Origin of the sequence: Bradyrhizobium pachyrhizi (assembly GCF_001189245.1) — a bacterium.
GTDB lineage: Bacteria > Pseudomonadota > Alphaproteobacteria > Rhizobiales > Xanthobacteraceae > Bradyrhizobium > Bradyrhizobium pachyrhizi.
Genome location: NZ_LFIQ01000105.1, coordinates 21,668 through 33,895, shown reverse-complemented (window position 1 = coordinate 33,895; position 12,228 = coordinate 21,668). Strand labels below are relative to the sequence as shown.

Sequence of the window (12,228 nt, the reverse complement as noted above, 5' to 3'; positions counted from 1 at the left end):
GGCCCGGCGCCGGGCCCGGTGACGGTGCGCGGCGTGCGCATCGGCGTGCCGATCTGCGAGGACATCTGGCTCGAGGAGTCCGAAGAGTACGAGAACGTCGTCGAATGTCTCGCTGAGACCGGCGCCGAGATTCTCGTGGTGCCGAACGGCTCGCCCTATGCCCGCGACAAGGCCGACCTCAGGCTGTCGATCGTGGTGGCGCGCGTCACCGAGAGCGGACTGCCGCTGGTCTATCTCAACGAGGTCGGCGGCCAGGACGAGCTGATTTTCGACGGCGCCTCGTTCGCGCTGAATGCCGATCTCTCCGTCGCGGCGCAGCTTCCGGCGTTCGAGGAGAACGTCACGACGCTGACCTGGCGCAAGACCGCCGACGGCTGGCGCTGCAACGGCCCGAGCACGGCGCAGCTCGAGGGCGACAAGGCCGATTACGCGGCCTGCGTGCTCGGCCTGCGCGACTATGTCCGGAAGAACGGTTTTCCCGGCGTGCTGCTCGGCGTCTCCGGCGGCATCGACTCGGCGCTGTGCGCGGCGATCGCGGTCGATGCGCTCGGAGCCGACAAGGTGCGCGGCGTGATGCTGCCGTTCCGCTACACCGCGCAGGTGTCGCTCGACGATGCCGCTAAGCTCGCCGCCGCGCTCGGCATCCGCTACGAGATCCTGCCGATCGCCGATGCCGTGAACGGCTTCGAGACGATTCTGGCGCCGGTGTTCAAGGGGCTGGAGCGCGACATCACCGAGGAGAATTTGCAGGCGCGCGCCCGCGGCACGCTGTTGATGGCGATCTCCAACAAGACCGGTGCGATGGTGGTGACCACCGGCAACAAGTCGGAGATGTCGGTCGGCTACGCTACGCTGTATGGCGACATGAATGGCGGCTTCAATCCGATCAAGGACATCTACAAGACCGAGGTGTTCCGCCTGTCGAGCCTGCGCAATGGCTGGAAGCCGGACGGCGCGCTCGGGCCGTCAGGCGAGGTGATCCCGGTCAACATCATCATCCGGCCGCCGACCGCGGAGCTGCGCGAGAACCAGACCGACCAGGATTCGCTGCCGCCCTACGACGTGCTGGACGCGATCCTCGAACGGCTGGTGGAGCGCGAGGAGCCGCTGGCGACCATCATCGAAGCCGGCTTCGACCGCGATGTGGTGGCCCGGGTCGATCGCCTGCTCAACATCGCCGAATACAAGCGGCGGCAGGCGGCGCCGGGGGTGAAGGTGACGCGGAAGAATTTCGGCCGCGACCGCCGCTACCCCATCACCAACCGCTTCCGCGATTTCGGCAAGGCGCTGCCGGCGCCCGACGAGACGCTGGTGGCGCGCACCTCGCGCGCGTCGGCGGAAGCGTTCGAGGGCTGAGCTCTTCTTACCGCTTGGGAATGAAGGTCGGGCCGACGGTGCGGATCTGGCCGTCGCTCGCCGGCGCGGCCGCCGGTGCCGTGGCGTCAGCGGCTGCGGGCTGCTGTTGAGCTGCGGCGGCGGGCGCGCCCTTCTTGCCGGCGGCGGCCTTGGTCTGGGCGCGTTGCTGCATCTTCCGCGCGCTCTCCTCGGTGACGATGATGTCGCCCTGCTGCTCGGCGGACGCCTTGTCGTCGACCGCCTTCAGCGCCTCGGCCCAGCTCTGGCCGGCCGGCTTGCAGGAGCAGGACGGATTGAACTCGGTGCGGTACTTGAAGGCGTTCGGCAGCGACGAGTAGGACACGCCGCTGATCGAGACCGCCTGGTTGATGTCCTCGCCGGGATTTCGGTAGGTGAACAGGCTGGCATCCGCGGCAGGGCACTGCGCCTTGCAGATCTGCTCGTCGGCGGCGAAGCGCGCCTGCACCGTTGCGAACGAGATCGGGAAATAGGCGCCGTCGCAGGTACGGACGCAGACGGTGCGGAAGGTGCCGGACTGGGCGCCATACTGCGCATCGGGCGGGGGCAGCGGATTGTTGGGATTGCCGCCGCCACCGCCGCCGAACAGGTTCTCGAGGAAGTTGCCGGGGCCACGCGCGGCCGCGGCATATTGCGGACCGCAATTGTTCTGCGCCAGCGCGGTCAGGACCGAGCGGCGCTGGTTCTCGCGGTCGGCGCCGCCGAGCCCGCCGGAGCGCAGCCGCTCGAGATTGGCGGTGATCTGGTCGAGATTGGCGCGCATCTGCTGGATCTGGGTGTTGACCGGACCGCACTGCGCCGAATTGTTGTTGAAGAGCGAGAAGAACCCGGAGCTGTCGCAGCCCATGCGCCGGGCCTGCGCCGTCACGCGATCGAGCTCGCCCTGCTGGCGGGTTGCCGCGTCCTGATAGCGGCGAATCTGCTCGTCCTTGGCCGGGTCGCCGGAGCCGCCGCCGCGGTCGATCGCCGCCAGCTGGCCTTCGAGCCGGCCGCACATCGGATTGGCCTGCTGATTGGGCTGTGCCGCGCCTTGCGGAGCCGGACCGGGCGGGCCGGGCGGCACTTGCGCCAGGGCATGCGTGGCGGGCAGGGACATGCCGGCCAGCACGGCGCAACTCAGAAACCAGCGGGAGAAGCGAGAACGGGAGCTATTGGGCATATCCGGCCATTAAAACGACGCCGCGCGGCGATCAACGCCAAAGCGCGCGGGCAATGCCGCTGCAATAGCCGTTTCTCGGGGCAGCGTCACGTCGTTTCCGGGGCGCCGGTGTGGCAATAACCCCGTCTGGCCAGCGGCTTGGCTTAGCGCTGGCAGGTGATGGCGACGAATTCGCCGCAGCCGTTGCCGTTACATTTTTCATTCGCGGCGCGCGGAACCGCGCCGGTGATCTCGTCGGGATCGACGCGGCGGTAGTTGGTGGCCTGCGCAAAATCACGTGACCGGCAATAGGCGCGAGCGGCGGAAGCACCGCAGCGATCGCCGCGGGCGAGGCACTGGTCGATGCCGTAGCCGTCGGCCTGGTTGGCGACGATGAAGACGCGGCTGTCGGCCAACGCGACCGAGGAGACAAGGAAGGACGGAGCAAGGACGAGCGTGCAGGCAATCAATGCTGAAATGGGCCGCATGGTGCACCAGTGAAACGGCGGGGAATCCGCTAGCGACCGGATACGCCCAAATCCTTAATAATGATTAACCATGAGGGCGTTGACGTGATTTCGGTGCGGGGCGGCTGGCGAACCGCCCGAAAACAGCCCCTTGACGCAATAATGGGGCCGTGAGACATGGTGGAACCATGAACGGCCACCTCGCCATCTGCAGCATTTGCCGCGAGATTATGAGCTAGCGATTCGCTGGCTGAGGCCGTCTTTTCTCAACACATGAGAGCATTGGACCGCCCGGCCGCAAGGGAACGGTTTCCATGGATTTGCGCCTCTACGATACGCTGACCCGGGAGAAGCGGCCGTTCGTGCCGCTCGATGCCGACAACGTCCGCATGTATGCCTGCGGGCCGACGGTCTACGACTTCGCCCATATCGGCAACGGCCGCGCCGCCATCGTTTTCGACGTGCTGTTTCGCGTGCTGCGCCATCGCTATGGCGCCGGTCACGTGACCTATGTCCGCAACGTCACCGACGTCGACGACAAGATCAACGTCCGCGCGGCGCGGGATTATCCCGGCGTGCCGCTGAACGAGGCGATCCGCAAGGTCACCGAGCTGACCTATCAGCAGTATCAGGACGACGTCACCGCGCTCGGCTGCTTGCCGCCGACCGTGCAGCCGCGCGCCACCGAGCACATCCCGGAGATGCGCGCCATCATCGACAAGCTGGTCGCCGGCGGCTTTGCCTATGTCGCCGAGGATCACGTGCTGTTCTCGCCGCAGGCGATGAACGCGGCCAATTCGGCGCTGCCGCGTTACGGCGCGCTGTCGAAACGTTCGCTCGACGAGATGATCGCCGGCGCCCGGGTCGATGTCGCGCCCTACAAGCGCGACAACACCGACTTCGTGCTGTGGAAGCCGTCGAAGCCGGGCGAGCCGTCATGGCCGTCGCCGGCAGGCATCGACGTCGAGGGCCGCCCCGGCTGGCACATCGAGTGCTCGGCAATGGCCTGGAAGCATCTCGGCGAGAAGTTCGACATCCATGGCGGCGGCATCGACCTGGTGTTCCCGCACCATGAGAACGAGCTCGCCCAGACCTGCTGCGCGTTCCACTCCGACCGCATGGCCAATGTCTGGATGCACAACGGCTTCCTGCAGATCGAAAGCGAGAAGATGTCGAAGTCGCTCGGCAACTTCTTCACGATCCGCGATCTCTTGGCCGATTGGCCCGGCGAGGTGCTGCGGCTTGCCATGCTGAAGACGCATTATCGTTCGCCGCTCGACTGGACCGCCAAGGCCACCGAGGAGGCCGCGAAGACACTCGACGACTGGTACGCGGTCGCGGCCGACGCCGAGCCTGGCGCGCCGTCGCCCGCGATGGTCGAGGCGCTCTACGACGACCTCAATACGGCGCAGGCGATGGCGGTGCTGCACGGCCTGCGCAGTGCTGCGTCGAGCAGCGAACAGAGCCGCATGGAGTTTGCCGGCTCGCTCCGGCTGCTCGGCTTCCTGTCGGAGAGCGCGGCCGCGTGGGAGGCGCGCAAGCAGCAGGCGAGCGGCGTCGATGCCACAGCCGTCGAGGCACTGATCGCCGAGCGAACCGCGGCGCGGGCCCGCAAGGAATTCAAGGAATCCGATCGGATCCGCGATCAGCTCGCCGCGATGGGCGTGGCGATCAAGGACGGCAAGGATGCCGAAGGAAAGCCGATCACCACCTGGGAGATCGCGCGATGAGCCGCTCCGCACCCGCCTTGCGCCCGTATCTGCCCGACGACGCGCCGCTGCTGGCGGCGATCTTCGCGGCCTCGATCATGGACCTGACCGGCGACGATTACAGCGAGGCGCAGCAGGAAGCCTGGGCGATGGCCGCCGCCGACGAGGCGGCCTTCGGCAAGAAGCTCGCCGGCCAGCTCACGCTGATAGCGACATTGCAAGGCGCGCCGGTCGGTTTCGCCTCGCTGAAGGGCGCCGATCTCATCGATATGCTCTATGTGCATCCGAGCGCGGTCGGGCAGGGGGTCGGCAGCGCGCTGTGCGATGCGCTGGAGAAGATCGCGAGTGCCCGCGGCGCCAAGAACCTGAAGGTCGATGCCAGCGACACCGCGCTGGAATTCTTCCGCAAGCGCGGCTACGTCGCCCAGCAGCGCAACTCGGTCACTATTAACGACGAGTGGCTCGCCAACACCACGATGCAGAAGCAGCTCGATGGTGTCGCGACCCCGGGAGGCCACGCGTGAGCCGCGAGCGCCTCTATCTGTTCGACACCACGCTGCGTGACGGCGCGCAGACCAACGGCGTCGACTTCACCCTGCAGGACAAGCAGGTGATATCAGGCATGCTCGACGCGCTCGGCATCGACTATGTCGAGGGCGGCTACCCCGGCGCCAATCCGATCGACACCGAATTCTTCAGCAAAAAGCCTGCGTTCGACCACGCACGCTTCACCGCGTTCGGCATGACGCGGCGGCCGGGCCGCTCGGCGTCGAACGATCCGGGGCTTGCCGGCATCCTCGAGGCCAAGGCGGACGCGATCTGCTTCGTCGCCAAATCCTCCGCCTACCAGGTCCGCGTCGCGCTCGAGACTACGAATGAGGAGAACCTCGCCTCGATCCGCGACAGCGTCGCGGCCGCGAGAGCGCTCGGCCGCGAGGTGATGGTCGACTGCGAGCATTTCTTCGACGGCTACAAGGAGAACCGCGACTACGCGCTCGCCTGCGCCACGGCCGCCTATCAGTCCGGCGCCCGCTGGGTGGTGCTGTGCGACACCAATGGCGGTACCATGCCGCATGAGATCGAGACCATCGTCGGCGATGTCATCAAGCAGGTGCCGGGCGCCAACGTCGGCATCCACGCCCATAACGACACCGAGCAGGCGGTCGCCAATTCGCTCGCCGCGGTTCGGGCCGGCGCGCGGCAGATCCAGGGCACGCTCAACGGCCTCGGCGAGCGCTGTGGCAACGCCAACCTCTGCTCGCTGATCCCGACCTTGAAGCTGAAGCAGGAGTTTGCCGACAAGTTCGAGATCGGCGTCACCACGGAGAAGCTGGCAACGCTGGTGAAGGTGTCGCGCACGCTCGACGACATGCTGAACCGCGCGCCCAACCGCCATGCGGCCTATGTCGGGGAAAGCGCGTTCGTCACCAAGACCGGGATCCATGCCTCCGCTGTCATGAAGGACCCGCAGACCTATGAGCACGTGCTGCCGGATTCCGTCGGCAACCACCGCAAGGTGCTGGTGTCCGATCAGGCCGGCCGTTCCAACGTGATGGCCGAGCTCGACCGTGCCGGCATCGCCTACGACAAGAGCGATCCGCGCCTGACGCGCCTGGTCGAGGAATTGAAGGAGCGCGAGGCCGCCGGCTTTGCCTATGAATCCGCCAACGCGTCGTTCGATCTGCTGGCGCGCCGCACGCTGGGCAAGGTACCGGAATATTTCAAGGTCGAGCAGTTCGACGTCAATGTCGAGCAGCGCTACAACGCCAACGGCCAGCGGGTCACCGTGGCGCTCGCAGTGGTGAAGGTCGATGTCGACGGCGAGCGGCTGATCTCGGCCGCCGAAGGCAACGGCCCGGTCAACGCGCTCGACGTCGCGCTGCGCAAGGATCTCGGCAAATACCAGAAATATATCGATGGCCTGAAGCTGATCGACTACCGTGTGCGTATCCTCAATGGCGGCACCGAGGCGGTCACGCGCGTCTTGATCGAAAGCGAGGACGAGACCGGCGAGAGCTGGACCACGGTCGGCGTCTCGCCCAACATCATCGACGCCTCATTCCAGGCGCTGATGGATTCGGTGTTCTACAAGCTGGTGAGGTCAGGCGCGCAGGCGTGAGGCTTAGGCTGTCATTCCGGGATGGTCCGTAGGACCAGACCCGGAATCTCGAGATTCCGGGTTCGGTGCTGCGCACCGCCCCGGAATGACGGATAGAGGAGGACAGACATGATCGACCACGTCTCCGTCGGCGTCCGCGATCTCGAACGTGCCGCGCGGTTCTATGAGCCGACGCTGGCCGCGCTTGGCCTGAGCCGCCTCGTCACGCGGCCCGCGACGATCGGCTTCGGCAAGGCCTATCCCGAATTCTGGATCAATCTGCGCGCCGCGATGGCGCAGGTGCCGCATGAGAGCGGCACCCATATCTGCCTGCGCGCGAAGACCACCGCCGAGGTCGATGCCTTCCACGCCGCCGCGCTGGCGTCCGGCGGCCTCTCCGATGGCCCTCCGGGCCTGCGCCCGCACGACCGCGTGCGCTACTATGCGGCCTTCGTCCTCGATCCCGACGGCAACCGCATCGAGGCCGTGACGTTTCCGAGCGAGTGAGGTTGGGGGGCGGCTACCTAACCCCGTCGTCCTGAGGCGCTCGCGGAGCGCGCCTCGAAGGGCGAACGGCCACCAGCCGGGCTGTACATGCTTCGAGACGCGCGTTCCGCGCTCCTCAGCATGACGGAATAGGGTTAGCGCGCCCGAACAATCAGAGCCGCCGCGCCACTTCGGGCGCGAGTTCCTTTGCGGCCTCGGGCGTGCGTGCCACCGCCGAACGCAGCCGCGGCAGGATCTCGTCAACGCGGTCGGCCATCAGGACGTTGATCGGCAGCGTCGGGCGGATGAACTCGGTCATGCGCATGTGGTTCAAAAGCGAGAGCAGGGGCTCCCAGAAATTGTCGATGTTGGCGAGCAGGATCGGCTTGTGGTGACGGCCGAGCTGCTGCCAGGTCAATTGCTCGACCAACTCCTCCAGCGTGCCGATGCCGCCGGGCAGCGCGACGAACGCATCCGAGCGCTCGAACATCAGGCGCTTGCGCTCATGCATGTCGGGCGTGACGATCATCTCCTGAACCGAGGTCAGCGCGTTCTCGCGCGCGCGCAGGAATTCGGGAATGATGCCGGTGACGGAGCCGCCGTGGTCGAGCGTGGATTTCGCGACCGCGCCCATCAGGCCGATCGAGCCGCCGCCATAGACCAGGCGAACGTTGTTTTCGGCAAAGCTCTTGCCGAGCGCGACGGCAGCTTCAACGAAACGGGGATTGTTACCGGGGCCGGAGCCACAATAAACACAGACAGTCTTGATTTGGTTCATATGATCCTTGTGGCACCGCAGCGTAAACAGGGTCAAGACTCCCATATGGGGATTGAGAGCCAAAAAATCCCGTAAATTCCCGCGAATCGCGAACAATTTTCGTCATAAGCCTGTACGCCGCGTTCAAACGATCTATATGACGGGCACAATGGCAAACCGTGGAAAAGATGTGGCAGCGGACCGCCGCGCCGTGAACGCGCGGGCGGGCGCCTGATGGTGCTGCCGCAACAGCATGTGACCGGCGCCGCACAGCCCACGGCCACGCCGCCGGTCGCCGAGAAGGGGACGCTGCTCGGCACCCTCGTTCATCTCTGGCCCTATATCTGGCCCGGCGATCGCGCCGATTTGAAGACGCGCGTGATCTGGTCGGTGGTGCTGCTGCTGTTCGCCAAGCTCGCGACGCTGTCGGTGCCGTTCACCTTCAAATGGGCGATCGATGCGCTGAACGGCACCGGCTCGGCGCCGGTTGCGGCCTCGAACTGGGTGGTCTGGCTGATCGCCTCGCCGGTGCTGATGACGATCAGCTACGGCGCGGTGCGCATCATCATGGCGGTGCTGACGCAATGGCGCGACGGCATCTTCGCGCGCGTCGCCATGCATGCGGTGCGGCGGCTCGCCTACATCACCTTCGTGCACATGCATGAGCTGTCGCTGCGCTTCCATCTCGAGCGCAAGACCGGCGGCCTGACCCGCGTGCTGGAGCGCGGCCGCTCTGGCATCGAGACCATCGTGCGGATGGTGATCCTGCAGCTGATCCCGACCATCGTCGAGGTCGCGCTGCTGGCGGCGGTGCTGCTCTGGCAGTTCGACTGGCGCTACGTGCTCGCGGTGCTGCTCACGGTCGTCGTGTTCATGTACTTCACCTATATCGCGACCGAGTGGCGGATCGAGATCCGCCGCAGGATGAACGATTCCGACACCGAGGCGAACACCAAGGCGATCGACTCGCTGCTCAATTACGAGACGGTGAAATATTTCGGCGCCGAGGAGCGCGAGGCGCGGCGCTACGACCGCTCGATGGAGCGCTACGAGCAGGCCAGCGTGAAGACCTATACCTCGCTTGCCGTGCTCAACACCGGGCAAGCGATCATCTTCACCGCGGGGCTGACCGCGACCATGCTGATGTGCGCGTTCGGCATCCGCAACGGCACCCACACCGTCGGCGATTTCGTGCTGATCAATTCGATGATGATCCAGCTCTACCAGCCGCTGAACTTCATGGGCATGGTCTATCGCGAGATCAAACAGGCGATCATCGACATCGAGAAGATGTTCGACGTGCTGGCGCGCGATCCCGAGGTGAAGGACATTCCGGGGGCCAAGCCGCTCGCGGTGTCGTCCGGCAGCGTGCGGTTCGAGGATGTCCGCTTCGCCTACGAGACGGACCGGCCGATCCTCAAGGGCCTGAGCTTCGAGGTGCCGGCCGGCAAGACGGTCGCGATCGTCGGTCCCTCTGGCGCCGGCAAGTCGACGATCTCGCGGCTGCTGTTCCGCCTCTACGACGTCTCGAGCGGCCGCATCCTGATCGACGGCCAGGACATCAAGACCGTGACGCAAGCCTCGCTGCGCTCGGCGATCGGCATGGTGCCGCAGGACACCGTGCTGTTCAACGACACCATCCGCTACAACATCCGCTATGGCCGCTGGGACGCCGGCGATGACGAAGTGGAGGAGGCGGCGCGCCTCGCGCAGATCGACGGCTTCATCCGGATGTCGCCGCAGGGCTATGAGACGCAGGTCGGCGAGCGCGGTCTGAAACTCTCCGGCGGCGAGAAGCAGCGCGTTGCGATCGCGCGCACGGTGCTGAAGGCGCCGCCGATCCTGGTGCTGGATGAGGCGACCTCCGCGCTCGACAGCCACACCGAGCACGAGATCCAGGGCGCGCTGGAGCGGGTCTCGCGCAATCGTACTTCGCTGGTGATCGCGCATCGGCTGTCGACCATCGTCGGCGCCGACGAGATCATCGTGCTGGACCAGGGCCGGATCGCCGAGCGCGGCACCCACGCGCGGCTTTTGGCCGCCGACGGCCTCTATGCCAGCATGTGGAACCGGCAACGCGAGGCCGAGGAGGCCCGCGAACGGCTCGCCCAGGTCGATGACGACGGCACCGCGCCGAATCGGCTGCCGCCGGCGGTCACCGAATCGTCGGAGGATTCCACCCCTGATGCGGGTGAGAAACCCTTGCCGACCGCCGCGGAATAGTCGATTTAGGGCCTCTCCCGCCAAATGGGGCGGGGAAACGCAAGCGAGCTCTGATGTCGATCGCCAATTCCATCCGCGCGCAGATCCCGCCGATCCACCCGGAGGGCTATCCCTTCATTGGCGGCTTCGCTCTGGCGAGCCTGATCCTGTTCTGGATCTGGACCCCGCTGGGCTGGATCGGGACGCTGCTGACCGTCTGGTGCGCGCTGTTCTTCCGCGATCCGGTCCGCGTGACGCCGCTGCGCGACGGCATCGTGGTATCGCCGGCCGACGGCCGCGTCTCGATGGTGGTGCAGGCGCTGCCGCCGGCCGAACTCGGGCTCGGCGACAAGCCGCTGCCGCGGGTCTCGGTATTCATGAGCGTGTTCAACTGCCATGTGAACCGCAGCCCGGTGGTCGGCCGCATCGACCGCATTGCCTACCGGCCCGGCGCCTTCATCAATGCCGAGCTCGACAAGGCGAGCGAGGACAATGAGCGCAATTCGCTCGTGATCTCGACCTCCAACGGGCGCATCGGCGTGGTCCAGATCGCGGGCCTCGTGGCACGGCGCATCGTCTGCTTCGTCAAGGAAGGCCAGTCGATCGGCGCCGGCGAGCGCTTCGGCCTGATCCGCTTCGGCTCGCGGCTCGACGTCTATCTGCCCGAGGGCACCAAGGCGCTGGTCTCCGAGGGCCAGACTGCGGTCGCCGGCGAGACGATTCTGGCGGATTTCCGCAACGCCGATCCGGGCCGGACTTACCGCGCCGATTAACTCTGTTTCGGCGGCGCCATCAGCCGGTTCCCGCTGCAATGGCGGAGCCGGACGGCGCTTGCTATATTCGTCAGGCCATGACGCCATTCGATCCGAATTCTACCGAGTATCGCCGCCGCCGGTTCCGCCCGATCCCGGTGCGGATGCTGGTGCCGAACATGATCACGCTGCTGGCGATCTGCGCCGGGCTGACCGCGATCCGGCTGTCGACGGAAGGGCGGATGGAGCTCGCGGTCGCCGCCATCGTCTTCGCCGCGATCCTCGACGGCATCGACGGCCGCGTTGCCCGCATGATCAAGGGCCAGTCGAAATTCGGCGCCGAGCTCGACAGCTTGGCCGACTTCGTCAATTTCGGCGTGGCGCCGGGCCTGATCCTGTATTTCTGGCAGCTGCATGAATTGAACAATGGCGGCTGGATCGCCGCGATGGTGTTCGCGATCTCCGGCGGCCTGCGGCTTGCGCGCTTTAATGCCTCGATCGACGATCCGAACAAGCCGGCCTTCGCCGCCAACTATTTCACCGGCGTGCCGGCGCCGGCCGGTGCGATCACCGTGCTGCTGCCGATCTATCTCGCCTTCCTCGGCGTACCGATGCCGCCGGCGACGCTGACGGCGTTCTATACGCTCTTGATCGCCTTCCTGATGGTGTCGCGGCTGCCGGTGTTCTCCGGCAAGACCGTGAAGATGCGCGTGCCGCCGGAAATGGTGCTGCCGGTGTTCGTATCGGTGGTGTTCTTCGTCGCACTGCTGATCGGCTATCCCTGGCACATCCTGTCGGCGGGCTCGGTGCTCTACCTGATCAGCCTGCCCTGGGGCTGGAAGTCCTATCGCGACCAGGAGCGCCAGCTTGCCGCGCAGACGCAAGCTGCGGGCGCGCCGATGGCGGCGCAGGCCGCTGCTCCCTATACGGCGCCGGTCGCGGAGAGTGACCACGACGATCGTCCGACGCATCTGCACTGATGCCTCAGCGTAACCCGTCACCCCGCGCAAAGGCTTCGCCTTTGTCGCTGGAGGCGCGAGCGCAGCGAGCCTCGTAGGGTGGACGGCCACCAGCGAGGCCGTCGACCCTTCGAGACGGCCGCTGCGCGGCCTCCTCCAGCGACAACGGCTTTGCCGTTGCGCGGGGGTGACGGTGATGTTGCTTCATTCCAGCAAATATCAGCCATGAGCGTGCCTCGGTTGGGTTCGCGTGCGATCTCGGCTATAGGCTGAGACGGCCCGCTCG

At 66.2% G+C, this 12,228-nt stretch carries 11 protein-coding genes; 8 read left to right on the top strand and 3 right to left on the bottom strand.

Going from position 1 to position 12,228, the window contains the following annotated elements; all coding sequences use genetic code 11:
• On the top strand, positions 1 to 1,356 hold a 1,356-nt coding region (locus AKL29_RS26205), incomplete at its 5' end, for an NAD+ synthase (protein WP_244482426.1).
• Between the two features lie 7 nt (positions 1,357 to 1,363).
• On the opposite strand, the gene AKL29_RS26200 is transcribed toward AKL29_RS26205, so the two are convergent.
• Both AKL29_RS26200 and AKL29_RS26195 read right to left on the bottom strand, forming a co-directional pair.
• Entirely contained in the window at positions 1,364 to 2,533 is a 1,170-nt protein-coding gene (locus tag AKL29_RS26200; RefSeq protein ID WP_050386155.1) for a DUF2865 domain-containing protein, read from the bottom strand.
• A 143-nt stretch (positions 2,534 to 2,676) separates the two neighbouring features.
• The gene (locus AKL29_RS26195) at positions 2,677 to 3,000 is read right to left on the bottom strand and encodes a hypothetical protein (protein ID WP_050386154.1); all 324 of its coding nucleotides are present in this window, start codon (positions 2,998 to 3,000) and stop codon (positions 2,677 to 2,679) included.
• Between the two features lie 293 nt (positions 3,001 to 3,293).
• On the opposite strand from AKL29_RS26195, the gene cysS reads away from it, so the two are divergent.
• From cysS to AKL29_RS26175, 4 genes are all read left to right on the top strand, one after another.
• Positions 3,294 to 4,709 (top strand): cysteine--tRNA ligase, encoded by a 1,416-nt coding sequence (gene cysS, locus AKL29_RS26190; protein ID WP_050386153.1) that lies wholly within the window; start codon positions 3,294 to 3,296, stop codon positions 4,707 to 4,709.
• Positions 4,706 to 5,212, top strand: a complete 507-nt coding sequence (locus AKL29_RS26185) for a GNAT family N-acetyltransferase (protein ID WP_050386152.1) — start codon at positions 4,706 to 4,708, stop codon at positions 5,210 to 5,212. Before cysS ends, AKL29_RS26185 begins: the two co-directional genes overlap by 4 nt.
• Positions 5,209 to 6,807, top strand: coding sequence for a citramalate synthase (cimA, locus tag AKL29_RS26180; RefSeq protein WP_028334259.1), 1,599 nt, complete (start codon positions 5,209 to 5,211; stop codon positions 6,805 to 6,807). The genes AKL29_RS26185 and cimA overlap by 4 nt, the downstream gene beginning before the upstream one ends.
• A gap of 108 nt (positions 6,808 to 6,915) precedes the next feature.
• Positions 6,916 to 7,293: a VOC family protein gene (locus tag AKL29_RS26175; protein ID WP_028334260.1), complete on the top strand. Its 378-nt coding sequence runs from the start codon at positions 6,916 to 6,918 to the stop codon at positions 7,291 to 7,293.
• Between the two features lie 151 nt (positions 7,294 to 7,444).
• Here the strand turns inward: AKL29_RS26175 and AKL29_RS26170 are convergent, their stop codons facing one another.
• Entirely contained in the window at positions 7,445 to 8,050 is a 606-nt protein-coding gene (locus tag AKL29_RS26170) for an LOG family protein (protein WP_028334261.1), read from the bottom strand.
• 213 nt (positions 8,051 to 8,263) lie between these two features.
• Between AKL29_RS26170 and AKL29_RS26165 the strand changes: the two genes are divergently transcribed.
• From AKL29_RS26165 to pssA, 3 genes are all read left to right on the top strand, one after another.
• The gene (locus tag AKL29_RS26165; RefSeq protein ID WP_050386151.1) at positions 8,264 to 10,252 is read left to right on the top strand and encodes an ABCB family ABC transporter ATP-binding protein/permease; all 1,989 of its coding nucleotides are present in this window, start codon (positions 8,264 to 8,266) and stop codon (positions 10,250 to 10,252) included.
• 53 nt (positions 10,253 to 10,305) lie between these two features.
• Positions 10,306 to 11,004 carry a phosphatidylserine decarboxylase gene (locus AKL29_RS26160; RefSeq protein ID WP_016846296.1) on the top strand — a complete coding sequence of 233 codons (699 nt, stop codon included), beginning with the start codon at positions 10,306 to 10,308 and terminating at the stop codon, positions 11,002 to 11,004.
• A gap of 77 nt (positions 11,005 to 11,081) precedes the next feature.
• The gene (gene pssA, locus AKL29_RS26155; RefSeq protein WP_038377503.1) at positions 11,082 to 11,963 is read left to right on the top strand and encodes a CDP-diacylglycerol--serine O-phosphatidyltransferase; all 882 of its coding nucleotides are present in this window, start codon (positions 11,082 to 11,084) and stop codon (positions 11,961 to 11,963) included.
• Positions 11,964 to 12,228 lie beyond the last annotated feature (265 nt).